The sequence below is a fragment of the Kitasatospora sp. NPDC024654 genome (genome assembly GCF_055559155.1).
This window is the reverse complement of the sequence record NZ_JBVHLF010000037.1, coordinates 46,249-69,689: the sequence shown is the minus strand read 5'-3', so window position 1 is coordinate 69,689 and position 23,441 is coordinate 46,249. Positions and strand designations below refer to the sequence as shown.

Here is a 23,441-nt window from a genome sequence, read left to right as displayed (position 1 = left end):
CCGGACAGGAATGCGCCTAGAATGCCGATCATGCGCCATGCCCTGGAGGACGCCGACCGGCGGATCATCGCGGCCCTGCTGGCCTCGCCCCGGGCCTCGTGGCGCACCGTCGCCCGGGCGCTCGGCGTCTCCGAGCGGACCGTGGTCCGGCATGCCGGACCGCTCTTCCAGGACGGGACCGTGCGCACCACGGTGGTGCGGAACCCGGTCCACTTCCCCGAGTTGATCCCGATGGCGCTGCGGGTCCGGTGCCGCCCGCCGCGGATCCGGGCCGTCGCCGCCGCGCTGGCCCGTCGACCGGACACCGTCTGGGTGGACATCCTGGGCGGCGGCGACGAGATCAGCACCGTCGTCTTCCTGGACGGCCCGGAGAAGCGCAACGCCCTGCTGCTGCGCGACCTGCCGGCGACCGACGCGGTCGATTCCTGGACCGCCTACACCCTGCTGCGGGTCTTCCCGGTCGCCTTCGGCTGGACCGGCGGTCTGCTCTCCCCGGCCGAGGTCGAGCTGCTCGGCTCCGAGTCGCCGCTGCCGGCGGTCGAGTTGGCGGGCCTCGGACCGGCGGGCGTCGAGCCGCTCGGTGTCGCGCCGCCTGGTGGCGGGTCGTCGCTCGACGACACCGATCACGCCCTGATCGCCGCGCTGGCCGACAACGGGCGGGCCACGTACACGGAGCTGGCCCGGCACGCGCGGACCACCGCGCTCACCGCGCGCCGCCGCACCGAGCGGCTCGCGGGACGGGTGGTGCGGCTGGCGACCGAGGTGGACCTCGCACTGCTGGGCGTGCACGCCGAGGCGCTGCTGTGGATCACGGTGGCGCCGGGCGGACTGGCGGAGACCGCGCAGGCCCTCAGCAGTCACCCACAGATCCGCTTCACCGCCGCCACCACCGGGCCGGCCAACCTGCTGGCGGCGGTGGCGGCCACGGATCTCGCCGAACTGTACGAGCTGTTGACCGGCACGGTCGGTGGGTTCCGGTGGATCGCGAGCATCGAGACGACGCCGATCCTGACCACGTACAAACGGGCCGGCCTGATCCGCCGCCAACCGGACCGGCCGCCGGGCTGAGCCGGCGCGGCGGCACCGGGACCGGCTGGTCACCGGGACCGGTTGGTCGGGGAGGCCGGGAGTAAGGGCCCTGGGCCGTCGGACGCACCAGCATCTCGTTGACCGCGACGTGCGCGGGCTGGGTGACCATGAAGGTGATCGAGCGGGCGATGTCCTCGGCCTGCAGCCAGTCGCTCCGTGGCAGGCCGCGGACGGCGGTGGGGACGGCGGTGGCCGCCATCTCGGTCTCCGTGATACCCGGTTCGACCAGGCCCACCCGGACCCTCCGCCCGGTCACCTCCTGGCGCAGCCCCTCGCTGAACGCGCACACCGCGTGCTTGGTCGCCGAGTAGACGGCGTTGTCCCTGCGCACCAGCCGGCCCGCGACCGAACTGACGGTCACCACGTCGGCGACCCCGCGCGGGCCGTCCGCCGCCGCTCGCAGCAGGTACGGCAGCGCCGCCTGCGAGGTGTGCAGGACGGCCGTGACATTGAGGTCGACCATCCGCGTCAGGTCCGCGGGCTCGACTCTCCTCGAGCGCGCCCATCGCCACGTAACCGGCGTTGTTCACCAGCAGATCCAGCCGTCCGCAGTGCTCCGCGGCGTCCTCGACGGCTTGGCGCGCCCGCGCCGCGTCCCGCAGGTCGGCGGTGAGCACGACGGTCGAGCCGCCCCCGTCGCGGATCGCGGCGGCCAGCTCCGTCAGCCGCTCGGTGCGGCGCGCGACCAGGGCGACGGTGGCGCCCTCGCGGGCCAGCGCCAGCGCGGTGGCCGCCCCGATCCCGCTGGACGCGCCGGTCACCAGCGCCGCACAGCCAGCCAGCGGCGGACCGGCCACCTCGGCGGCGCTCACGTTCCCGGCGCTCATGACCGCACCTTGCCCCACCCGGTCCGAGACCGCATCCCGGCGGTCCGCCGACCGGACCCCGACCGGCGCCCGCGCACGGAGGAGGCCTTCGGAGCAGCGCCGGGCGGACACGGGGGCTACTCGACCACCACGCCGCGGTGGGTGGCGAGGCCGGCGAGGCCGCCGGGGACCGGGGTGGGGGTGGCGGTGAACCGCCAGCCGTCGGGGTGACGCCGGAAGGAGCCGAGCGACATCGCGGTGTCCGAGATGCCGCTGGTGGCGCCGGTCCAGGCGGCCAGTTGGGCGTCCGACACGCCGTCGGTCACCTGGAGGGCCAGGCCGCGGACGTAGCCGAGCGGCAGGGCCGGGCCGGGCTCCTCCTCGGTGGAGACCGCGACCGCGACCTCGTCGGCGTGCGGATCGAGCAGGTGCAGGTCCACGGTCAGCGCGAGGCTGCGCAGCGGTCCCTCGGGGGTGGTGCGGGCGGTGCCGAGCCGGACGGCGCCGGCCGGGTCGGCCGGGTTGTTGAAGAAGACGAAGTGCTCGTCGCTGAGCACCCGGCCGCCGGCGCAGACGAAGACCGAGACGTCGAGCTCGACCTGGTCGCCGCCGTCGGTGCGGGGCTGCCAGTCGATCCGGAGCCGGGCCGACGATCCGTCACGGGCCCTGGCGGCGGCAGCGGCCGGCGCCGGTCCGAGCCGCCCGCGCAGCCCCTGCTCGGCCAGCAGCTCCACCAGCTCGGGCCCGGTCACCAGGGAGAGCGGCTTGTTCTCGATGTACGAGTAGGAGCCCTTCCCGAAGCCGGCCGTGGTGACCAGGATGCCCTTGATCGCACCGTGGTGGCGCACCGTGCCGTCCAGGTCCCGGACCGCGGTGGGCGGCACGGTGTGCCGGTAGCGCTTGGCCTGGATGACGATCTTCCCGCCGGTCACCGGGTCCGGGTCGATCGCGACCACGTCGACCCCCTCGTCCCCGCTGCGTGCCGTGGTCTCCACCCGGTAGCCGCGGGCCCGGAACAGCTCGGCGATCAGCTGCTCGAACTCGATCGGGTCCATGGTGAACAGGTCCGGGTCGTCCTCGCCGCCCTGCCCGGCCACCGTGTCGCCGACCGCCTCCGGCAGCCGCTCCGGCCGCACCTCCTCAAGCCGTTCGGGGCGGGCCGAGAGCCGGCCGCCCAGGCCCTCCAGGCACTCGACCGGTGCCACCCGGTCCAGTGCGATCGCGCCGAAGGCGGCCCGCCCGGCGGTCACCGCCAGCAGCACCCGACGGGCCTCGCGCCCGGTGGCCGGGTCGACGCCCCGCACGGAGCCGGTCAGCGCGACCGAGTCCAGCAGCCGGTACTCGTCCGCCCGGAACAGCTCGTCGAGCACCCGCAGCGCGCTCTGCGCCAGCACCTCGCGGTAGATCCGCCTGCGCTCGGTGGCCGCGCGGGCCACCGGGGCCTCGCGGTCGTCGGCCTTCACGTAGCGAATGCGGGCGTGCTCGGGCACCACCTGGTGCGGCGGCAGCTCCCAGCCGACCACCAGCTGCCGGGCGGGGCCGTCCCAGGCCAGCGCGAGCTGCCGCGGGAAGCCCTCGGGCCAGCCCGCGGAGCCGTACAGCACCGCGCTGAAGTACTCCTGGACGGCCTCGCCCTCGGCCTGCCGCAGCCCCTCGGCGAGCCGCTCGGTGCCGGCGATCCGCTCGGCGTCCTGCCGGCGCTGCTCCTCGGCCCAGGCCAGGTAGCTCTGGTGATAGGCGGTGAGCCGCTGCTGCCGCTCCGCCTCGGCGTGCTGGGCCTGCCGCCAGTCCTGCTCGAACCGGGCTCGGGCCTGCGCCTGCAGCTCCTCCGAGCGGCGGCGCTGGAGCAGGCCCCCGGCCGGCTGCACCTGGTAGTGCCCGGGGTCGGGCATCGGGATCGGGGTACCGAGCGGTCCGGGGTCGAAGGCGGGCAGCTGAACCGGCGTCAGCAGGGAGCGCAGGCTGAACCCCGGCCGCTCCCGGCCGGCCCGCAGCACGCCTTGCAACTCGGCCACCCGGGCGTCGAGTTCCGCGGTCCGCCGGGCCGCGTCGGCCTCCCGGGACTGCTGGTGGGCGCGCAGCCGCTCGCGCTCGTCACGGGCGGCGGCCCGCTCCGCCTCGCGCGCCGCCCGTTCGCTCTGGCGCTGGGCGGCGGCCTGCGCCCGCCACTGGGCCTCCTGCCGGCGCTGCTCCCGCCGCTGCGCCTCCGCCCAGATGGCCAGCACCCCCTGGCTCTGCCGCCTCGCCGTCACGTCCACCCCTTCGCCCAGCTCCACGCATGGCCCCTTGCCTGGGAAAACACCTTAGCGAGCCGGGGCGGGCGGTGGTACGGGCGGTGCTGCGCGGGGTCAGTGCGGTCCGGCCGGCCCGAGGGGACGGTGACCGAGGAAGCGGACCCGCACCCGGGGCTCGTGCGCCACCTCCACCCGGTCGAACCCGGCCCGCCGCAACCGGCCGGCCAGGGTCCGGGAGTCCAGCACCACCATGGTGTCCCCGAGGTGCAGCAGTCGGAACCTGACGGTGAGTTGACTGTCCACGCCGCGGAACACCCCACCCGGGCGCAGCACTCGGCAGGCCTCGGCGAAGAGCGCGTCCTGCCGCGCCACGGACGGCACGTGGTGCAGCATCGTGAAGCAGACCACCGCGGAGAACCGGCCGTCAGGGAAGGGGAGTCGAGCTCCGTCGCCGTGCACCACCTCGACCCGGTCGGCGAAGGTGGCGCGCAGCAGACGCACCGAGGCCTCGTCGATCTCCACCGCGGTCAGCCTGGGCACCCGCTCGGCGAGCACCCGGGTGGTGGCCCCGAAACCGGGACCGATCTCCAGGACGTCGTCGCCCAGGTCCACCCCGGCGAGGTCGCCGGGCATCCGCTGGGCGACCGAGGCGGCCCAGCCGGCGGACGAACAGATGCGTCGGTGCAGGAAGTTCATCGGCATGCTCGGGACCCTAGGCGCGCGGCGCGGGTGGCCGGGAGACGCCGTCGGGCCAAGAAGTGTCGCATCGGGGCCGTAGGTTGACGGTATGACGACGGACGTGGTGAGTGACGGGGACTTTCCGGTGGGCGTCGGGGTGCTCGTGGTGGGCTCGCTCCCGCTCACCGCCGGCCACTGGTTCGCCGAGCACCGCCACGCCTGGCACCAACTCGCCTGGGCCGACCGGGGGGTGATCGCGGTGCGGGTCAAGGAGAGCTCCTGGGTGCTGCCGCCGACCCGGGCACTCTGGGTGCCGGCCGGCACCGCGCACCGCACCGGCGCCACCCACGACGCCGTGCTGCGCCGGATCTACCTGGTTCCGGAGCGCTGTCCGTTGGACTGGGACACCCCGACCGCGGTGGCGGTCGACGGGCTGCTGGCCGGGCTGCTCGACCACCTGGACCGCCCGGACCTCGCCGAGCCGGTCCGGGGGCGGGCCGAGGCGGTCCTCTTCGACCTGCTGCACCCGCTGCCCAGCACGCCGATCGCCGTCCCCGAGCCGGTCGACCCGCGGGCCTGGGCCGTCGCCGCGCTGCTGCTCGCCGACCCGGCCGATCCGCGCACGCTGGAGGCGCTGGCCCGGGCGGTCGGGAGCAGCCGGCGGACCGTCAGTCGACTCTTCGCACGGGACACCGGGATGCCCTTCGACCGGTGGCGGACCCAGCTGCGGCTGCGGGCCGCGCTGCCGCTGCTGGCGGAGGGGCAGCCGGTCTCCCGGGTGGCCCACGCGGTCGGCTACGCGACCCCGAGCGCGTTCCTCGCCGCGTTCCGACGGACGGTGGGTACGACGCCGCGGCGCTATCTGCGCGGGACCTGAGGCGACTGTGGCTGCGGCGCGACGCCCCGGAAGCCGGCCCGGCCGACCCTGCGGTCGCCGGGAGGGCACCGGCGGAAGTGGCAGCGGATGCCGTCGCCCGGTATCCGGCGTAGCTTGCGGAAAAGGACAGCATCCGTGGAATGGGGTGATCGCTATGGCCGCGCACTTCGAGGTCTACGAGGACAAGGCGCACCACTGGCGCTTCCGGCTCAAGGCGGGGAACGGCGAGATCGTCGCCGTCGGCGAGTCCTACCCGACGAGGTCGGGCGCCGAACGGGGCTGCGAGGCGGTCAAGCGGGCGGCGGCCGAGGCGGACATCCGCGAGCCGATGCCGGACGTGCACGACCCCATGTGACGCGCCCGCACGACGACCACCGCCACACCACGCGGTGGTCGTCGTGCGGTCGGGGCCGGGCCGTGCGGAGGGCAGGTGTCGGCGGGTCAACCGCCCGGTAACGTCTCGGTTCGGGAGTCCGAGGTAACGATCGGCTCCGTCCTCCTTGCCCAGGAGCCGTCGCGCGGTCAGGATCCGGCCATGCCGCTCTTCGGAATCCGCCGGACCCCCACCGCCCGCCTGACCCCGGAACTCGACGACCGCGACCTCGGCCGGGTGCGCAGGCAGGTCGAAGCGCCCGCGATCTCGGGCATGTCGGAGATCCAGATCGACCAGGTCGAGCGGGTGCTCAAGGACACCGGCGCCGACTGGGACCGGCGGGCGCACCGGATCGGCGTGCTCGCCGAGAGCGCCGCCGACTCGAACCTGGCGCGTTCCTGGCTGCTGCGCCGCCCGCGCCACGCGGACGCGCTGGTCCTGCACGCCCGGGTCGACCTGGTCCGGGCGCGCCGCGCGAACGGCACGGTGGACGCGCAGGCGTTGGCCGACAAGTGCTACCGAGCCGCCGAGCTGTGGCCCGAGGACCCGACGCCGTGGGTGGTCCTGCTCGGACTGCTGCGGGTCCAGCACAGCCGGCCGCACGAGGTGTTCGCGGTCTGGGACGAGATCACCAGCCGGGACCCCTGGAACCGTGACGCGCACCTGGAGATGCTCGGCTACCTGGGCCCGGAGGAGGGAGGCTCGCGCAGCCAGACCCTGGACTTCGTCGATGCGACGGTCTCCGGGATGCCCGCCCAGGCGCCGACCGCCGGACTGGCGCTGACCGCCGAGGTCAGCCGCTACCGGCGGACCGTGGTGGCCGGCGGGGTGGACGCGCTGCTGGCCGACCGGCTCTGGGGGCACGCCCACCCGGCGGCGATGCTGGACCGGGCGCTGGCGGACTGGACGGTCCCGGGGTTCCTGACCCACGCGGCGGCCCTGGCCGACCTCAACCTGCTGGCGTACGCGCTGGTCGAGGCCAAGCGCCCACGGGACGCCGGCCAGGTCTTCGCGCTGCTCGGCGGCACGGTGACGGCCTGGCCGTGGGGGCTGGACGGGCAGCCGGTGGAGCGTTTCAGCTACTGGCGGTCACGCTCGCAGGGCTGAACCGGGAGGCGCTGGCCCGGCCCGGGTTCGTCTTGCGGCCGAGCGGGCCGCGGGCGGAGGGTGGTCGGAGGCGGTGGGGACGGACCGCGCGGAGCGCGGGCCGCCCGCCGCGAGGCGACCGGGAGGTGTAGCCATGTCCGCGAGCGCGTACGAGCTGGTCTTCGTCCGCCAGACCGGGGCGGAGGAGCACGAGGACGTCGTGGTGGTCCGCCCCACGGGCGCCAGCGGACCGGGTGGCCACCCGGTGTTCGCGGACGACACGGGGGTGGTCCGGGCCGAGATCAGCGATCGCGGCGAGATCCGGATGCTCGCGACCGGCGGTCACCAGGACCTCGAACCGCCCCGCACGGTCCGGGAGGTGTAGGTCCGCCAGCACGCGTCTCCGCTCGGCGAGTCCGGAGCACTTGTCTGACAAGCGCTCCGATAGCCTGGCGCTGTTCCGCCAACCGGGCGGAGTGCGGGCGGGACCACCGAGGACGGGGCGATGGCAGGCGAGGACGTGCGGCGGCGGCCGGTGGTGGCGCTCTACGAGCGCGTGATCGAGGCGATCCAGCGGGGCACCTACCCGCCCGGCTCGCAACTGCCCTCCGAGCCGAGGCTCGCCGCCGACCTCGGCGTGAGCCGCCCCGCCCTGCGCGAGGCGCTGATCCTGCTGCAGGAGGACGGCGTCATCGACGTGCGCCGCGGGGTGGGCCGGACGGTCCGCGCCCAGCCCCGCCGCCAGGGGTTCGAACGGCTCTGCCCGATGGAGGAGTTGCTGGCGGAGGGCGGCCCGGTCGAGGTGCTGCCGGTACGTCGGCTCCGCGAGGGGCCGACCGAGTTCTCGCTGGCCCGGCTGCTGATGCCGGTCGACGGCCGCGGCTGGTTCTGGGAGAGCCTGATCGAGGTGGACGGTCTGCCGGCCTGCCTGGCCCAGGAGTGGTCGGCCACCGACGAGGTCCTCGACACCGCGGAGCCGGCGCTGGCCGAGGCGGTCGGCGCGGCCCGGGAGAGCGCTCACACCATGCTGCGCACCGTCCTGCGGCACGGGCGCGGCGCGCGCCCGCGCGGTGCCAGCAGCATCGCGGCCAGTATCCTCGGCGAGCAGCGCGGCAGGCAGTTCGGCCGCGCCGCGGACACCCCGGCGCTGCTGATCACCCAGACCGTGCGGGTCGGCCGGACGCCCCTGCTGGCGGCCAAGTACCTGCTCCCCGCCGGCGCCCCGGCGCTCGGCCTGCGGCAGAGCGGCTGACCGCACCGGCCCCGCCCGTTGACTCGTCTGCACTTGTCAGACATCATTCGTCCAGTCGGCGCACCGTCCCACGGGCGGGCCAGGGCAGTCACCAGGGCCTGCACGCTGCCGACCGAACCCTCCTCGCCCGACCTTCCCCGCTTCCGGGGCGAGGGGGATACCCGGGAGCCGGCCCAGCCGACCCCCGTCCCGTGCGACACGCACACCCCCGTCGGGGAGCGCCACCTGCGATGACGCTGGCGGCGCTCCCCGGCCCAGTCGTGCCCGGGCCGCGTTCGGCGTGGACGGTCAGGCGGCGTGCGAGAGTTCGCGCAGGTCCACGGTGCGGGCCAGCCGTCGCAGATCGGTCTGCAGGGCGGACGGCGGGACGGCGATGACGGCGCAGCTCGCGTGGGCGAGGCAGTAGCGGCTCACCGAGCCGTGCACCAGCCGGTGCAGCCGGCCCTGGCGGCCGGTGCTGACCACCAACAGGTCGTCCGGCCGGTCCGCGACCTGGGTCAGGACCGGGCCGGCCTCGCCGCGGATCACCAGCGGGTCCACCCGCAGGCCGGTCGGGAAGCCGCCGAACGCGTCCTGGAAGGCGCGCCCCAGGCGGGCGTGGGCGGCCTCCTCCCAGGTCCGCAGCAGCGGCGGGCAGGGCTGGGCGCGGTAGTTGCGCTCACCGCCGACCGGCGTCCAGGTCAGCACCGGGACCAGGGTCGCCTGCCGGGCGCGGGCCTCGTCCGCCGCGCGGTGCAGTGCGGTCAGGCTGTTCAACGAGCCACTGACTCCGACGATGACGCGCGCGACGTCCGACATGGTCCTTCGCTTCCTTAGGTCGACTGTGGTCCGCCCACCGGATCGGTGCGGCGCTCTCTGGGATTATATTGTCAGATCCGCAGTGATGCCTGCAAATCGAAGGTGAACTGGCGATTGGCCCTTTCATCTAAGCGAAATTGGGCGACCACGGCAGCAGTGCCGTGATCGCCCGACGGTGGTCGTGCCAAGCAGGTCGGAAGGTCAGGAAGTCAGCTGGTCAGCTCCGGCGGAACCGCGGCCAGCGCCTCCTGGACGGCGGCCACCAGCCGTCGCGCCGACTCCGCGGTCAGCTCCAGCGCGACCCGCGCGGACGGTCCCCTGGACGGGTCGCTGAGGTCGATGTTGAGCGTGTGCTCGGCCATCGCGTGCACCGGGTGGTCGAAGTACACCGTCAGGTCGGAGACGTGGAACCAGGAGCCGCCCGGGCCCTTGGCACTGCCGTCCAGGGCGTCCTTGACGGTCGTGTAGGTGCACATGCTCAGGCTCCCAGGTGCCGGCCGAAGAAGGCGGCGATCCGCTCCCAGCCGTCGTTGGCGGCGGCCACGTTGTAGGACGGGCGGTCCACCGAGAAGAAGGCGTGGCCGGCGCCCTCGTAGCTGTGGAACTCGAAGTCCTTGCCGTGCGCGGTGAGGATCTGCTCCAGCTCCGCCACCTGCTCCGGGCCGGGGTACTTGTCCTCGGCGCCGAACAGGCCCAGCAGCGGGGCGCGCAGCGCGGGCAGCTGGTCGACCAGGTTGGTGACCTTGAAGGGCATGCCCTCGGGCGGGGTGCCGGTGACGAACGCGCCGTAGCAGTCCACCGCGGCGTCGACGTCCAGGTTGCAGGCGGTCAGCACGGTCTGCCGGCCTCCGGAGCAGTAGCCGATCACGCCGACCCTGCCGTTGGAGCCGGGCAGCGCGCGCAGGTGGGCCGCCGCGCCGGCCACGTCGCCGAGCAGCCGCTCGTCGGGCACGCCGCCGGCGGCCCGGGCGACCGCGGCCGCGTCGGCCGGGTCGGCGCCGGGGGCCTCGCGGGAGTACAGGTTGGGGCAGATCGCGTCGTAGCCGAGCTCGGCGAAGCGGCGGACGATCTCCTTGGTGGCCCGGTCGTAGCCGGGCATGTGGTGGATGACGACGACGCCGCCGCGCGGCTCGGTGCTCTCCGGGCGGGCCAGGTAGGCCTCGATCTCGTCACCGTTGTGGCCGATGACCGTGACGCTCTTGGCGGTCAGGGAATCTGTCATGTCGCCAGCTATATCATAAGGCGCAACTGATAAGCCTATACTGATAATCATGACACCCCTGAGCGATGCCGTACGTCCGGTCGCCGGTGAGTCGGCGGGCGAGGCGCCCACCGTCGCCGACGCGGCCCGGGTCGCGGCCGACCTGCGCGCCTGCCTCGGCCCGCTGGTGCGCCGGCTGCGGCAGGTCAAGCCGGAGGGAGAGCTGACCCTGTCGCAGACCTCGGTGCTGGTCCGCCTGGACCGCGACGGGCCGGCCACGCCGACCGAGCTGGCCACGGGCGAGGGCATCCGGCCGCAGTCGATGTGCGCGATCGTCTCGGCCCTGCAGGAGCGCGGCCTGGTGGCCCGCAGCCCCGACCCGGCGGACGGCCGCCGGGTGGTGGTCTCGCTCACCGAGGCCGGGCTGGCGGGGCTGCGCGGGGCCCGCCGGGAGCGGGGGCGGCGGCTGACGCACGCGATCCGTGAGGAACTGACCGCCGATGAGCTGGAGCTGCTGGCCGTGGCCGTCCCGCTGCTGGAGCGGATCAGCCATCGGGTGTCCAGGCCCGGCCATGACTGACCGGCCTGGTCCCGGCCTCAACTCCCCATCTGTCGCGGGACGATGACGCGCAGCGCGGCCGGCTCGACGCGGACCTCGGCGGGGAGCGGGCCGACGTGGTCGCCGTCGGCGTAGGCGTTGATGCCGGGGGAGTCGATCCGCAGCGCGGTGGTGCGGTAGGTGCGGACGGCGTCGCGCAGCACGTGGGTGCCCTTGAAGACGGTGGGGAAGAACCGGACCAGCCGGCGGCGGGGCATCGCACCGATCAGCGTGACGTCGAGCAGGCCGTCGGCCGGGTCGGCGTCCGGGCAGATCAGCATGCCGCCGCCGTAGCTGCGGGTGTTGCCCACCGCGGCGAGGGTGAGCGGTCCCTCCAGCACCGTGCCGTCGGCCAGCGCCAGTCGGAACGGCAGCGGGCGCAGGCCGGCCAGCTCGGCGAGCATCGCGACGTTGTAGCGCAGTCGCCCGCGCGGCCAACTCAGTTGGTTGGCACGGTCGCTGACCAGCGAGTCGAAGCCGGCGGCGAGTACCGAGCCGAAGTAGCGGGTGGTGCCGTCGGCGGTGTCGATCCGGCCGAGGTCGACGGTCGCGACCGTGCCCTCGGCGATCACGTCCGCCGCCGCCTCCGGGGCTCCCAGTGGCAGCTGGTACGCGCGGGCGTGGTCGTTGCCGGTGCCGGCCGGGACGATGCCGAGCGGCAGGCTCGTCCCGGCCAGCGCTTGGAGGGCGAGCGCGATCAGGCCGTCGCCGCCGGCCACCACCAGGGCGTCCGCGCCGCCGTCGGTGGCCGCCCGGGCCAGCCGCAGCGCGTCGGCCGGATCCGACCCGGCCATCGGGCGGACCTCGACGCCGTGCTCGCGCAGCCGGGCGGTGGCCCGCCGTGCGGCCTGCTCCGCCCGGCCGCCGCCCGCGGCCGGGTTGACCAGCAGGACGACCGCGCGGACCGGCCGGCCGGCCGGGCCCGCGCCGGGCACCGCGGTCACGGGATGAGCTTGCCGGGGTTGAGGATCCCGGCCGGGTCGACGGTGCTCTTCACCGCGCGCAGGATCGCCACTCCGAGGTCGCCGACCTCCTGGTTCATCCACGGCCGGTGGTCGGTGCCGACCGCGTGGTGGTGGGTGATGGTGCCGCCGCCGGCCATGATCGCGTCGCTCGCCGCCGCCTTCACCGCGCTCCACTGCGCGATCGGGTCGCCCTGCTGGGCGGCGACCACGGTGAAGTAGAGCGAGGCGCCGGTCGGGTAGACGTGCGAGAGGTGGCAGAGCACCAGCGAGGTGCTGCCGCTCTTCTCCAGAGCCTGCTGCAGGGCGGCGGTCACCGCGGTCTTCAGCTCGGGCAGCCGGGCCCAGTCGGTCGCGGTCTCCAGGGTCTCGCAGAGCGCGCCCGCGCTCAGCAGCGAGTCGCGCAGGTAGGGCGCGTTGAACCGGCCGTGCTCCCAGGCCTCGGCGGCCCCGGCGCCGAGCGAGTCGCCGCCGGCCGCCAGCAGCACCTCGCGGGTCAGCCGGTGGCGGGCCGTCACCTGCTCCTCGGTGCCCTCGAAGACCGTCACGGCCAGGCAGCCGCCGGTCACCTGGGCGCCGCCGATCTGCTCCGTCATCGCCAGGTTGACGGCGGTCTCGGCCTCGTCGGAGAGCCGGATCACGGTCGGCCCGGTGCCCCGCTGCTCGACCGCCCGCAGCGCGGCGGCGCCGGTGGCGAAGTCGGGGAAACTCCAGGCCTCGTGCACCCGGACGGCCGGTGCCGGGTGGACCCGCAGCCGGACCGCGGTGATCACGCCGAGCACGCCCTCCGAGCCGAGGAAGAGCTCGCGCAGGTCGGGGCCGGCCGCCGAGGCCGGCGCCCGGCCCAGGTCGAGCACGCCGGCCGGGGTGACCACCCGCAGCCCGCGGACCATCTCGTCGAACCGCCCGTAGCCGGCCGAGTCCTGGCCGGAGGAGCGGGTGGCCGCGAAGCCGCCGATGGTCGCGTAGCGGAAGCTCTGCGGGTAGTGGCCGAGCTCGTAGCCGCGCTCGGCCAGCAGCTCCTCGGCGCGTGGGCCGGTCAGGCCGGCGCCCAGCACGGCCTCGCCGGAGGTCTCGTCCAGCGAGTGCAGGGCGTCGAAGCGGCGCAGGTCGAGCGAGATCACGGCCGGGAAGCCGGCCCGGACCGGGTCGACGCCGCCGACCACGCTGGTGCCACCGCCGAACGGGACCACCGCTATCCGCCGCCGCGCGCAGAGCGCCAGCACGGCGGCGATCTCGTCCTCGCTGCCGGGCAGCACCACGGCGTCCGGCGCGTCCTGCGCCTCCCGGTCACGCCGGCGCAGCAGGTCCAGGGTGGACTTGCCGCCGGCCCGGGGCAGCCGGTCGGCGTCGGCGGCGCTGACGTACGACGTGCCGACGATCTCGGCCAGCGCGGCCAGGTCCTCGGCCGGCAGGGCGGACGGGCGCAGCACCACCTGGTCGGCGGTGGGCGCCTCGGCGTCCTGCCCGGAGATCCCGAACACCTGCGCCAGCAGCGTCCTGATCTCCTCGGAGAGCGGCTTGGCGAGGGCCGGGTCGCCCCAGGCGTCCCACTTCATCGGCGGCAGCGGCAGGACGGCCGCCGGGTGGCCCGGTGCTGGTCGCGGATCGGATGACATGCGTTACAGTGTTCCACATAATGTCAAGTAGTAACGCCTCGGCCATCGAGCCCGCCGCTGCCCCCGCCGCCGACGTCCTGCGCAGCACCGACGACGTGATCCTGGACGCCGCCGCCGAGCTGGTGGTCCAGTTCGGCCTGCGCCGCACCCAGCTGGCCGAGATCGCCCGCCGGGCCGGGGTCAGCCGCCCCACCGTCTACCGTCGCTGGCCCGACGTCCGCGCGGTGATCGGCGCGCTGCTCACCCGGGAGCTGTGGCGGACCCAGCAGCAGGCGACCCGGGCCGGGGACGACCGGGAGTCGCTGGTCGCCTGGGTGGTCGAGGTCGCCGTCCTGGTTCGCGACCACCAGCTGCTCGGCGCACTGCTGCGTTCGGACGCCGAGGTGCTGCTCGAGTACGTGGTCGAGCGCCTCGGTACCAGCCAGCGCGGCATGCTCGACGCCCTGCGCGAGGCCATCGAACTCGGCCAGCGGCACGGCTCGGTCCGCGCCGGCGAACCGACCGAGCTGGCCGCGATGGTGCTGCTGATCGCCCAGTCCACCGTGCAGTCCCACCGCATGGTCGCCCACCTGCTGCCGGAAGCCGCCTGGCAGCGCGAACTGGCCACCGCTCTGAACGGATACCTGACGCCTTGACCACGCCATACGCCGGTACCAGCACGCTCAACGCCAAGCGCCGCGCCGCCGAGCTGGCCGCGCTGGCCGCCGATCCCACCGTCGATCTGCTGGTCGTCGGGGGCGGGGTGACCGGTGCCGGAGTCGCCCTGGACGCGGCCTCGCGCGGGCTGCGCACGGTCCTGGTCGAGGGGCGCGACCTGGCCTTCGGCACCAGTCGGTGGAGTTCCAAGCTGGTGCACGGCGGGCTGCGCTACCTGGCCTCGGGGCGGGTCGGGGTGGCCCGGGAGAGCGCGGTGGAGCGCGGCATCCTGATGACCCGGACCGCCCCGCACCTGATCCGCCCGCTGCCGCAGCTGGTCCCGCTGCTGCCCTCGGTGCGGCGTGGTCAGGCGGCGCTGGTCCGGGTCGGTTTCCTGGCCGGCGACGCGTTGCGGATCAGCGCCGGCACCCCGGCCGCGCTGCTGCCCCGGGCCCGCCGGGTCGGTGCGGCCGAGGCCGCCGCGCTGGTGCCCGCGGTCCGCACCGAGGGACTGGCCGGCGCGCTGGTGGCGCACGACGGACAGCTGGTCGACGACGCCCGGCTGGTGCTGGCGATCGCCCGGACGGCCGCCCAGCACGGCGCGACCGTGCTCACCCGGGTCCGGGCCGAGCGGGCCACCGGCCGCTCCGCCCAGCTCGTCGACACCCTCACCGGCCAGTCGTTCCAGGTCACGGCCAAGGCCGTGGTCAACGCCACCGGGGTGTGGGCCGGCGAGGTGGACGAGTCGATCAGACTGCGGCCCAGCCGTGGCACCCACCTGGTCTTCGACGCCGCGGTGCTCGGCCGCCCGCGCGCCGCGCTGACCGTCCCGATCCCCGGCTCGACCAGCCGGTTCGTCTTCGCGCTGCCGCAGCAGCTGGACCGGGTGGTGCTCGGCCTCACCGACGAGGACGCGCCCGGCCCGATCCCGGACGAGCCGGTCCCCACCGACGGCGAGATCGACTTCCTGCTGCGGACCGTCAACACCGCCCTGCGTACCGCGCTGACCAGGGCGGACGTCCGGGGTGCCTTCGCCGGGCTGCGGCCGCTGATCGACACCGGGGACGGCGACACCGCCGACCTGTCGCGCAGCCACGCCGTGCTGGAGTCGCCCACCGGGCTGATCACCGTGGTGGGCGGTAAGCTCACCACCTACCGGCGGATGGCGCAGGACACGGTGGACGCCGCGGTGCGGGCCGGTGGGCTGCCGGCCCGCGCCTGCCGGACGGCCCGGCTGCCGCTGGTCGGCGCACCCGGTCACCGCGACAGCCGCCCGCTGCCGGGCGGCGGCGACCTTCCGGCTTCGCTGATCGACCGTCATGGTGGCGCGGCGCACGAGGTTCTGGCGGCGGCGCCGGACCGGCCGCTGGAGCCGATCGCCGAGCGGATCGACGTCACGCGGGCGGAGGTGGCCTACGCGGTGACCCATGAAGGCGCGCTGGACGCCGCTGACGTGCTCGACCGGCGGACCAGGATCGGCCTGGTGCCGGCGGACGCCGAGCGGGCCCGGGCCGCGGTCGAGGAGCTGGTCGCCGACGTGCTGTCCCGAACCGCCCGGGTGGCAGACTGACCGTCATGCGTCGTCTGTTCCCGGCGCCCGGGGCGACCGTTCCGGCAGCCGACCGGGACGCCTGGCTGGCCGAGGTCTACCGCTACCCCCGGCGTTCGTGGCTGCGCGCCTCGATGGTCCGCGGGCTGGACGGCGCCGCCGCCCTGCACGGCAGGTCGGGCGGCCTCTCCGGCCCAGCCGATGTCGAACTGCTCGCTGTGCTGCGGTCGTTGGCCGACGTGGTGCTGGTCGGCGCGGGGACCGCCCGGGCCGAGGGGTACGGCCCCGCGGAGCCGCACCCGCGGCTCGCCGCCGCCCGGACGGCGGACGGCCGGCCGCCCGCGCCACCCATCGCGGTGGTCAGCGCGCGGCTCCGACTCGACCCGGGCGGCGACCTGTTCGGCGCGCCGCCGGGTGCGCGCACCCTGGTGCTCACCACCCGGCAGGCCCCGGCGTCGGCCCGGCGAGCGCTGGAGCGGGTGGCCGAGGTGCTGGTGGTCGGCGAGGGCGAGGTCGAACCACGGCGGGTGATGGGCGAGTTGACCGAGCGCGGGTTGTCCCGGGTGCTCTGCGAGGGCGGACCGCAGCTGCTCGGCCGGCTCTGCGCCGCCGGCCTGCTGGACGAACTCTGCCTCACCGTGGCGCCGTTGCTCACCGGCGGCGACGCCACCCGGATCCTGCGCGGGCCGCCGCTCCCGGGCGCCGACCGTGCGCTGACCCTGGCCTCGGTGTTGACCGCGAACGACTACCTGTTCACCCGCTATCTGCTTAGCCCCGCCATCTGAGCAAGGGAGTTGACTGATCGTCGGACTGGTAGCGGGCCGAGTCGGACTCCACCTCGTCCAGCACCGCCCGGGCCGCCCGGATCCGCTCCGCCAGCCGGTCCAGCACCCAGACCCGGGCCGCCGTACTCAGCCCGATGTTGCTGCCACCCTCGGCGATCTCGCCGGGCGGCGTCCAGCGCCCGTTCCGGCTGCGCCGCGCCAGCACGTCCGCCGCCTCCCGGAGCACTCCGTCGACGGCCTGGTGGATCGCGACCCGCCGGTCGTAGGCCCAGCGCGGATCGGGCGAGCGGCCGGCCTGCCGCTCGTAGGGGCTCAGCACGGGTGGGCTCTGCCAGCGCCACCCGGCGCGCAGCAGGGCGTCGGCCCGGGCCAGCAGGGCGGCCCGCTCCGGCTCGGTCGGCTCGGTCGCCGTCACCCGGTGGATCGTGCCGGGCTCGCCGCCCAACCGGCCCGGGGCCACCGCCTCGCAGGCCAGTAGCAGCGCGAGATCCGCCCCGGTGGGCAGGGCCGGCCAGCCGCCGAGCGCGCGCAGCAGCTCGGTCCGCGCGGTCAGGGCGGCCGCCGGGACACCCGGCCGCCCCGCCCGCAGGCACTGCGCCAGCACGCCCGGCGGCAGCGGTCCGGGCAGCAGCGGATCGGGCAGTGGCGTGCCGGCCGGCGGCCCGTCCGGCCGCAGCGCCAGCCCGGGGGAGAGGCACCAGCCGGCCTCCGGGTGCCGGGTGAGCGTCTCGATGTCGCGATGCAGTGCGCCGGGCGGCAGCAGACCGTCCGCGGGCAGTACCCGCACCAGGCTGCCGGTGGCCCGGGAGAGCGCCGCGGTCCGGGCGGTGGCACCGCCACCGCGCCCGCCGTCGGCCGAGACCCGGGAGTCCGCGGGCAGCGATGGCAGCGGCGGGGAGCCGTCCCTGCCGTGCGCCTGGACCACCCACTGCCACTGCCACCCGGCCGGTAGCCGCTGCTCGGCGAGCGAGCGGTGGGCCGCCGGGAGATGACGGTGCCCGTCGGCGGGCACGGCGGTGAGCACGCTGATCGTGTCGTTCATCGCGGCCGCTCAGCGCTGGGTGGCGAGGGCCAGGAACTCGGCCCGGGACCGCCCGTCGTCGCGGATCTCCCCGATCATCGCGGAGGTGACGGTGCTGCCGCCGAGCGACTGCACACCGCGCAGCGTCATGCAGGTGTGCTCGGCCTCGATCACCACCCCCACCCCGCGCGGGCTGAGCCGGCTCTGCAGCCAGTCGGCGATCTGCCGGGTGAGCCGTTCCTGCATCTGCGGCCGACCGGCGAAGTGCTCGACCACCCGGGCGAGTTTGGACAGCCCGAGGATCCGGGTGCCCGGCAGGTAGCCGACGTGGGCCGTGCCGGTGAAGGGCAGCAGGTGGTGCTCGCAGATCGAGCGGAACGGGATCGCCCGGGCCAGCACCAGCTCGTCGTAGCCCTCGTCGTTGGGGAAGGTGGTCAGCCGGAACGGGCGCGAGCTGAACAACTCCGCGTAGGCCCGGGCCATCCGGCCGGGGGTCTCGCTCAGCTCGGGCGTGTCGGTCCGCATGCCGAGTGCGGTCAGGAACTCCTTGGCCGCCTTCTCCGCGCCCGCGAGGTCGACCTCCGGGGTGCTGGGCAGTACGGTCGTGTCCTGCTCCGCCGCCCGGGTGGTCCGGTCGATCCCAGCCATGTCTCTCCCCAGATCGGTGTCGCGCTACTGGCCGTGCGGGTCCGGATCGTTCGCAGCCGATGGTAGGTCGGCCGAACGGATTGGTGAAGAACGCCTCCGCTCCGCTGACCGGGCCACCGAGCTGGGCGAAGGCCGCGACGGCCGGTCGAGTCGGCGCAGCCGCAGCAGCGGCGGCACCGGCTCGCCGTCGCGGGCGAAGCCCGCCGCCGTCAGCTCCCGGTCCAGCTCCGCTTCCGGCAGCGGCCACTGATGGAAGGTCTCGGCCGCCCGGCGGAGCAGCCGGCCGTCCCGGTGCACCAGGTAGCTGAAGTCCAGCCGGATCCGGCCGGCCTCGGCGCGCTCGGAGAGCCGGGCACTGTAGACGTCCGCGCCCATCCGAGCTTCGCCGATCCGGTAGCTGCGCGGCGCGTCGGGTAGCCCCTTCGGCGGACGGTCGACGAACAACAGCCCGCCCGGCAGCAGCCAGTGCGCCAACGACCGCCAGACCGCGCGCCGCTCGTCCGGCGGCAGGCCGGCGATCACCCGCAGGCAGACCGCCAGGTCGGCGCGGGAGGCGAGCCCGAGCCGCTCGGCCGGGCAGGGGTGCACGGTGACCCGTTCGCGCTGCGCCGGCTCGGCCCGGGCGAGTCGGGAGAGCAGCACCGCGCGCATCGGACCGGCCGGCTCGACCGCGTGCACCGGCACCGAGGAGGCGCCCAGCAGGACGTCGGTGACCAGGCCGGTGCCGGCGCCCAGATCCACGATGCCGACCCGGGCCGCGGCGGCCGGCCCGGCCAGCGCGAGGGCCTCCCGGTGGTACCGCTCGCCGTGCACGATGTCGTAGAACTCCGCCGACACCGCGTACGGCTCGCCGGCCCGGCCGCAGGTCGGGCAGTCGCCGGCCCGGCCGCGCGGCAGCCGCGTCGCCTCGTCCATCCGCCCATCATCAGTGCCACCGAGCACCCCGACAACATCGTCGAGCCCACCCGGTCGAGCACGGACGGTGCGCGAATGGCCACCAGGAGTGGCGGGCGTTCTCGGTCGGCCATAGCTTCGATGCCGCGGACCTGTCCGCGGCCGATCCGATCCAATCTCCGGGTTCCTGGGAAAGCAGACCATCACTCATGTTCATCCGCCGGACTCACCACCTCGCGGCCCTCGCCGCCTTCGCCGTCGCGTGCCAGCCCGCCGCACTGGCGGCCCACGCGGCGGGCTCGCACACCGTCCAGCCCGGTCAGTCGATCCAGCAGGCGGTCGACAGCGCCCAACCGGGTGACACCATCCAGCTCCTTCCGGGAACCTACCGGGAGAGCGTCACGGTCACCCGATCGGGCCTGACGATCCGTGGGGCCGGCCGGCAGACCGTGCTCCGGCCGGGTGACACCGCTCCGGCGGGTTCCTGCGCCGCCGGCGGGCACGGCATCTGCGTGAGCGGCCCCGCGGACCGGCCGGTCTCCGGGGTACGGATCGAGTCGCTGGCCGTCACCGGCTTCAAGCAGAACGGCATCTGGGCCTCCGGTACCGACCAGCTCGCGGTGCACGACGTCTTCGCCCACGACAACGGTCAGTACGGCATCGCGGCGGAGCGCTCCACCCGCTCCGCGGTGACCGCCAACGAGGCCGCCGACAACGGCCAGGCGGGCGTCTTCCTGGCCAACCTGGCCGACGGCAAGGGTGGTGCGATCGACACCCACGGCGCGGAGATCGCCGACAACCGGTTCACCGGCAACCGGATCGGCGTCGTGGTGCGGCGCGCCCGGGCGGTCACGGTGGAGCGGAACACCGCCACCGGCAACGGCGGCGGTGTCTTCGTGGTCGGTGACGACGGCGTCCCCCGGGCGGGCGATGTGACGATCCGGGCCAACATCCTGAACGAGAACAACAAGTTCTTCCCGGCCACCTCCCGGCTGGACGTCGTGCAGGGCGTCGGCATCCTGCTCACCGGCGCCGAGGACAGTCGGGTGACCGAGAACCAGGTGAAGGGCAACCGTGGCGGCTCCTCGCTCTCCGGCGGGATCGTCTTCTTCCCGAGCTACGTCGGCGCGCCCGTCTCCCGGGTCAGCGTCCAGAACAACATGGTGCTCGACAATGGCCCGGGCGACCTGGTCGACCACGACAAGGGCACCGGAAACACCTTCCAGGGCAACACCTGCCGGGTCTCGATGCCCGCCGGCCGCTGCTGATACCCCCTTATCCACGCTGAGAGAGGCGGACGATGACCACCGCACACCCCCCGTCACCGCAGTCCGCCATGCGACTGCGGGAGCTGGTCTTCGGCGCGGCCTGCGCCGCGGCCATCCGCGCCGCGGCCTCGCTCGGGCTCGCCGACCGGCTGGACGACGAACCGATGGCGGCCGAGGAACTGGCCGCGGCCCTGGAGGTCGAGCCCGGCCCGCTGGAGCGACTGCTCCGGGCGCTCGCCTGCTACGGCGTCTTCACCGAGCTGGAGGGCGGTCGCTGGGCGCACACCGACATGTCCCGGATGCTGCGCGAGGACTCGCCGCACAGCCTGCGCTACATCTCCCTCTGGTGCACCGAGCCGTGGACCTGGGAGGCCTGGCCGCGGCTGGACGAGGCGGTGCGCACCGGGCGGAACATCTTCCCCGACCTGTACGGCAAGGAGTTCTTCGACTACCTGCACGACGACGCGGGGGACTCCGCCCGGGTGTTCGACCGGGCGATGACCCACTCCAGTCGGCAGTCCGCGGCCGACCTGGCCGCCTTCCTGGACCTCACCGGGGTCGCCACGGTGGTCGACATCGGCGGCGGCCAGGGGCACGTGCTGGCCAGCCTGCTGGAAAGGCACCCGGACGTGCACGGCACCCTGCTGGACCTCCCGCAGGTGGTGGCGGGCGCCGACCCCCGGCTGCGGCCGGGCGGCTCGCTGGCCGACCGGGCCCGGCTGGTGCCCGGCGACTGCCGCAGCGAGGTCCCGGTCCGGGCAGACCTCTACATCATCAAGAACATCCTGGAGTGGGACGACGAGAGCACCCGCCGCACCCTGCGCAACGTGGTCGGCGCGGCCGGCCCGGGCGCCCGGGTGGTGGTCGTGGAGAACCTGGTCGACGACAGCCCCTCGATGCGCTTCACCACCGCGATGGACCTGATGCTGCTGCTCAACGTCGGCGGCGCCAAGCACTCCCGGGAGAGCCTGCTCACCCTGATGCGCGAGGCCGGGCTGCGGGTCAGCGACGTCCGTCCGGTCAACGCCTACCTGCACGCCTTCGACAGCACGGTCGCGCCCGGCGCGAGCGCGATCGAGCTCGAGGAGGTGGTGGTGCCGGCGGTGACACCGATGGTGCCGGTGGAGGCGGCGGCACCGGTCCGTTAGGCGGGTTCCACCGCCACCACGGCGTCCCGGGGGGGGGGGGGGGGGGGGGGGGGGGGGGGGCAGGGGGGGGGGGGGGGGGGGGGGGGCCCCCGGTCCGTTAGGCGGGTTCCACCGCCACCACGGCGTCCCGCGATGGGGCCGGCTGCCCGTCAGCCGGCCCCATCGCGTCGACCAGTCCGGTGGTGTGCGTCGCGGCGCGGAACTCCGGACGGTCCAGGGTGCGGCGGAGGAACCCCAGGGTGGTCCGCACGTCCGGCCCGTCGATCCGGAACTCGCCCAGCGCGCGGTCCATCCGGGCGATCGCCTGGGTCCGGTCCGGCGCCCAGACGGCGGTCTTGGCGAGCAGCGAGTCGTAGTCCGGACCGATCCGCCAGCCCGGGTAGGCGTGCGTGTCGACCCGGACGAACGGACCGCCGGGCGGCACGAACTCGGTCAGCAGCCCGGGCGTCGGCCGGAAGTCCCGGGCCGGGTCCTCGGCGTTGACCCGGCACTCCACGGCCACCCCGGTGAACCGGACGTCCGCCTGGGCCAGGCTCAGCGGCAGCCCGGCCGCCACCGAGATCTGCTCGCGGACCAGGTCGATCCCGGTGATCAGCTCGGTCACCGGGTGCTCCACCTGGAGCCGGCAGTTGATCTCCATCAGGAAGAACTCGCCGTTCGGCGCCAGCACGAACTCGAAGGTGCCCGCGCCGACGTAACCGACCGCCAGCGCTCCGCGCACCGCGGCCGCGCACATCTCGGCCCGCAGGGACTGCGGCAGGTTCGGGGCCGGGGACTCCTCGACCAGCTTCTGGTGCCGGCGCTGCACCGAGCAGTCCCGCTCGCCCAGATGGATCGCCGCGCCGTGCCGGTCGCAGACCACCTGCACCTCGACGTGCCGGGCGTCCTCGACGTACCGCTCCAGGTAGAGCCGCTCGTCGCCGAAGACCGCGCGGGCGTGCGCCCGGGTCTCGGCGAAGGCGGTGCGCAGTTGCCCGGGAGCCCGGACCACGGCCATCCCGCGCCCGCCACCGCCGGCCACCGCCTTGAGGATCACCGGATAGCCCACCCGCTGGGCGACCTCCTCCGCCTCGGCCGGCCCGTTCAGGGCGCCGGCACTGCCCGGCAGCACCGGCAGCCCGGCCCGCGCCATCACCGCGCGGGCCTCCGCCTTGTCGCCGAGTCGCTGCATGACCTGTGCCGGCGGGCCGATGAAGGTGATCCCGTTGGCCTCGCAGACCTCCGCGAAGTCCGGGTCCTCGGAGAGGAAGCCGTACCCGGGGTGGATCGCCTCGGCCCCGGTCTGCAGCGCCGCCTCGATGATCGAGGGGATGTGCAGGTAGCTGGTGCGGGAGGCCGGCGGTCCGATGTGGACGGCCTTGTCGGCGAACCGGACCACCGCCGAGTCGCGGTCCGCGGTCGAGTGCACCGCCACCGTCCGGATGTCGAGTTCGCGGCAGGTCCGGGCGATCCGCAGGGCGATCTCGCCGCGATTGGCGACCAGGACGGTGGAGAACATGGGCGCACCTCTCAGTGCCTAGGGCCTCTGATCAGTGCGCCACCATACTGAGTGCGACGGGTCGTCACTCCTCCGGCTCGCCGGGGACCACCGGCTCCACCGCGATCAGCCGCTGCTGGAACTCCACCGGCTGCGCGTTGGGCACCAGGATCTCCACCACCCGCCCGGCGGTGTCCGCCTCGATCGTGCTCATCATCTTCATCACCTCCAGGATCCCGACCGGCTGGCCCACCCGGATCAGGTCGCCGACCGCGACCAGCGGCGGCGCCTCGGGCTCGCGCGCGTGGTAGAAGGTGCCCACCATCGGCGCGCGGACGTGGGCCAGCCCAAGGTCCGGCTCGGGGGGGGGGGGGGGGGGGGGGGGGGGGAGGGGGGGGGGGGGGGGGGGGGGGGGGGGGGGGGGGGGGGGGGGGGTGGCTCT

Annotated in this window: 24 protein-coding genes and 2 pseudogenes; 12 read left to right on the top strand and 14 right to left on the bottom strand. The window is 74.9% G+C overall.

The window, feature by feature from the left end; genetic code table 11:
- Positions 1–30 precede the first annotated feature (30 nt).
- Positions 31–1,068, top strand: coding sequence for an AsnC family transcriptional regulator (locus ACZ38L_RS22120; protein WP_465696175.1), 1,038 nt, complete (start codon positions 31–33; stop codon positions 1,066–1,068).
- Between the two features lie 172 nt (positions 1,069–1,240).
- Here the strand turns inward: ACZ38L_RS22120 and ACZ38L_RS22115 are convergent.
- The 4 genes and pseudogenes from ACZ38L_RS22115 to ACZ38L_RS22100 all read right to left on the bottom strand — a co-directional run.
- A pseudogene (locus ACZ38L_RS22115) lies at positions 1,241–1,552 on the bottom strand (SDR family oxidoreductase); the annotation flags it as partial.
- 79 nt (positions 1,553–1,631) lie between these two features.
- A pseudogene (locus ACZ38L_RS22110) lies at positions 1,632–1,916 on the bottom strand (SDR family NAD(P)-dependent oxidoreductase); the annotation flags it as partial.
- A 116-nt stretch (positions 1,917–2,032) separates the two neighbouring features.
- Positions 2,033–4,171 carry a restriction endonuclease gene (locus tag ACZ38L_RS22105; RefSeq protein ID WP_465696173.1) on the bottom strand — a complete coding sequence of 713 codons (2,139 nt, stop codon included), beginning with the start codon at positions 4,169–4,171 and terminating at the stop codon, positions 2,033–2,035.
- Positions 4,172–4,243: 72 nt separating this feature from the next.
- Positions 4,244–4,831: a class I SAM-dependent methyltransferase gene (locus ACZ38L_RS22100; RefSeq protein ID WP_465696170.1), complete on the bottom strand. Its 588-nt coding sequence runs from the start codon at positions 4,829–4,831 to the stop codon at positions 4,244–4,246.
- Between the two features lie 85 nt (positions 4,832–4,916).
- On the opposite strand from ACZ38L_RS22100, the gene ACZ38L_RS22095 reads away from it, so the two are divergent.
- From ACZ38L_RS22095 to ACZ38L_RS22075, 5 genes are all read left to right on the top strand, one after another.
- Positions 4,917–5,684 (top strand): AraC family transcriptional regulator, encoded by a 768-nt coding sequence (locus tag ACZ38L_RS22095; RefSeq protein ID WP_465696167.1) that lies wholly within the window; start codon positions 4,917–4,919, stop codon positions 5,682–5,684.
- Positions 5,685–5,838: 154 nt separating this feature from the next.
- Positions 5,839–6,039, top strand: a complete 201-nt coding sequence (locus tag ACZ38L_RS22090) for a YegP family protein (RefSeq protein ID WP_465696164.1) — start codon at positions 5,839–5,841, stop codon at positions 6,037–6,039.
- Between the two features lie 180 nt (positions 6,040–6,219).
- Positions 6,220–7,164 carry a hypothetical protein gene (locus ACZ38L_RS22085; protein ID WP_465696161.1) on the top strand — a complete coding sequence of 315 codons (945 nt, stop codon included), beginning with the start codon at positions 6,220–6,222 and terminating at the stop codon, positions 7,162–7,164.
- 133 nt (positions 7,165–7,297) lie between these two features.
- Entirely contained in the window at positions 7,298–7,528 is a 231-nt protein-coding gene (locus tag ACZ38L_RS22080) for a DUF6296 family protein (RefSeq protein ID WP_396562636.1), read from the top strand.
- Between the two features lie 120 nt (positions 7,529–7,648).
- Positions 7,649–8,395 carry a GntR family transcriptional regulator gene (locus ACZ38L_RS22075; RefSeq protein ID WP_465696157.1) on the top strand — a complete coding sequence of 249 codons (747 nt, stop codon included), beginning with the start codon at positions 7,649–7,651 and terminating at the stop codon, positions 8,393–8,395.
- Positions 8,396–8,683: 288 nt separating this feature from the next.
- Here the strand turns inward: ACZ38L_RS22075 and ACZ38L_RS22070 are convergent, their stop codons facing one another.
- The 3 genes from ACZ38L_RS22070 to ACZ38L_RS22060 all read right to left on the bottom strand — a co-directional run bounded on the left by ACZ38L_RS22070 (position 8,684) and on the right by ACZ38L_RS22060 (position 10,415).
- Positions 8,684–9,193: a universal stress protein gene (locus ACZ38L_RS22070; protein WP_465696155.1), complete on the bottom strand. Its 510-nt coding sequence runs from the start codon at positions 9,191–9,193 to the stop codon at positions 8,684–8,686.
- A gap of 209 nt (positions 9,194–9,402) precedes the next feature.
- Positions 9,403–9,669: a DUF6295 family protein gene (locus ACZ38L_RS22065; RefSeq protein ID WP_465696151.1), complete on the bottom strand. Its 267-nt coding sequence runs from the start codon at positions 9,667–9,669 to the stop codon at positions 9,403–9,405.
- A gap of 2 nt (positions 9,670–9,671) precedes the next feature.
- Positions 9,672–10,415, bottom strand: a complete 744-nt coding sequence (locus tag ACZ38L_RS22060; RefSeq protein ID WP_465696146.1) for a dienelactone hydrolase family protein — start codon at positions 10,413–10,415, stop codon at positions 9,672–9,674.
- 49 nt (positions 10,416–10,464) lie between these two features.
- Between ACZ38L_RS22060 and ACZ38L_RS22055 the strand changes: the two genes are divergently transcribed.
- A complete protein-coding gene (locus tag ACZ38L_RS22055) occupies positions 10,465–10,974 on the top strand; it encodes a MarR family winged helix-turn-helix transcriptional regulator (protein ID WP_465696142.1) in 510 nt (169 codons plus the stop codon).
- 17 nt (positions 10,975–10,991) lie between these two features.
- Here the strand turns inward: ACZ38L_RS22055 and ACZ38L_RS22050 are convergent, their stop codons facing one another.
- Both ACZ38L_RS22050 and ACZ38L_RS22045 read right to left on the bottom strand, forming a co-directional pair.
- Positions 10,992–11,936, bottom strand: a complete 945-nt coding sequence (locus tag ACZ38L_RS22050; protein WP_465696137.1) for a diacylglycerol kinase — start codon at positions 11,934–11,936, stop codon at positions 10,992–10,994.
- Entirely contained in the window at positions 11,933–13,573 is a 1,641-nt protein-coding gene (locus tag ACZ38L_RS22045; protein WP_465696132.1) for an FAD-binding oxidoreductase, read from the bottom strand. The genes ACZ38L_RS22050 and ACZ38L_RS22045 overlap by 4 nt, the downstream gene beginning before the upstream one ends.
- 20 nt (positions 13,574–13,593) lie before the next feature.
- On the opposite strand from ACZ38L_RS22045, the gene ACZ38L_RS22040 reads away from it, so the two are divergent.
- From ACZ38L_RS22040 to ACZ38L_RS22030, 3 genes are read left to right on the top strand one after another with little or no spacing between them, the layout of a single operon-like run.
- Positions 13,594–14,208 (top strand): TetR/AcrR family transcriptional regulator, encoded by a 615-nt coding sequence (locus tag ACZ38L_RS22040; RefSeq protein WP_465696129.1) that lies wholly within the window; start codon positions 13,594–13,596, stop codon positions 14,206–14,208.
- Positions 14,205–15,779, top strand: a complete 1,575-nt coding sequence (locus tag ACZ38L_RS22035; protein ID WP_465696127.1) for a glycerol-3-phosphate dehydrogenase/oxidase — start codon at positions 14,205–14,207, stop codon at positions 15,777–15,779. The genes ACZ38L_RS22040 and ACZ38L_RS22035 overlap by 4 nt, the downstream gene beginning before the upstream one ends.
- A gap of 5 nt (positions 15,780–15,784) precedes the next feature.
- On the top strand, positions 15,785–16,543 hold the full coding sequence (locus ACZ38L_RS22030; RefSeq protein WP_465696125.1) for a pyrimidine reductase family protein: 759 nt from the start codon (positions 15,785–15,787) through the stop codon (positions 16,541–16,543).
- Here ACZ38L_RS22030 and ACZ38L_RS22025 read toward each other — a convergent pair.
- Genes ACZ38L_RS22025 through ACZ38L_RS22015 form a run of 3 tightly spaced genes read right to left on the bottom strand, consistent with a single transcriptional unit; the run spans position 16,527 to position 19,127 of the window.
- Positions 16,527–17,585 (bottom strand): glycosyltransferase, encoded by a 1,059-nt coding sequence (locus ACZ38L_RS22025; protein WP_465696123.1) that lies wholly within the window; start codon positions 17,583–17,585, stop codon positions 16,527–16,529. The two genes, ACZ38L_RS22030 and ACZ38L_RS22025, sit on opposite strands and share 17 nt — an antisense overlap.
- A 9-nt stretch (positions 17,586–17,594) precedes the next feature.
- The gene (folE, locus tag ACZ38L_RS22020) at positions 17,595–18,212 is read right to left on the bottom strand and encodes a GTP cyclohydrolase I FolE (RefSeq protein WP_465696120.1); all 618 of its coding nucleotides are present in this window, start codon (positions 18,210–18,212) and stop codon (positions 17,595–17,597) included.
- A gap of 24 nt (positions 18,213–18,236) precedes the next feature.
- Positions 18,237–19,127 (bottom strand): class I SAM-dependent methyltransferase, encoded by an 891-nt coding sequence (locus ACZ38L_RS22015; RefSeq protein WP_465696118.1) that lies wholly within the window; start codon positions 19,125–19,127, stop codon positions 18,237–18,239.
- A 188-nt stretch (positions 19,128–19,315) separates the two neighbouring features.
- On the opposite strand from ACZ38L_RS22015, the gene ACZ38L_RS22010 reads away from it, so the two are divergent.
- Both ACZ38L_RS22010 and ACZ38L_RS22005 read left to right on the top strand, forming a co-directional pair.
- Positions 19,316–20,374 carry a right-handed parallel beta-helix repeat-containing protein gene (locus ACZ38L_RS22010; protein ID WP_465696115.1) on the top strand — a complete coding sequence of 353 codons (1,059 nt, stop codon included), beginning with the start codon at positions 19,316–19,318 and terminating at the stop codon, positions 20,372–20,374.
- A gap of 32 nt (positions 20,375–20,406) precedes the next feature.
- Positions 20,407–21,522, top strand: a complete 1,116-nt coding sequence (locus ACZ38L_RS22005) for a methyltransferase (RefSeq protein ID WP_465696112.1) — start codon at positions 20,407–20,409, stop codon at positions 21,520–21,522.
- Between the two features lie 97 nt (positions 21,523–21,619).
- Here ACZ38L_RS22005 and ACZ38L_RS22000 read toward each other — a convergent pair whose 3' ends face one another.
- Positions 21,620–23,020 (bottom strand): acetyl-CoA carboxylase biotin carboxylase subunit, encoded by a 1,401-nt coding sequence (locus ACZ38L_RS22000; RefSeq protein ID WP_465696109.1) that lies wholly within the window; start codon positions 23,018–23,020, stop codon positions 21,620–21,622.
- Between the two features lie 64 nt (positions 23,021–23,084).
- Positions 23,085–23,345, bottom strand: a complete 261-nt coding sequence (locus ACZ38L_RS21995) for an acetyl-CoA carboxylase biotin carboxyl carrier protein (RefSeq protein ID WP_465696191.1) — start codon at positions 23,343–23,345, stop codon at positions 23,085–23,087.
- Between the last annotated feature and the right edge of the window lie 96 nt (positions 23,346–23,441).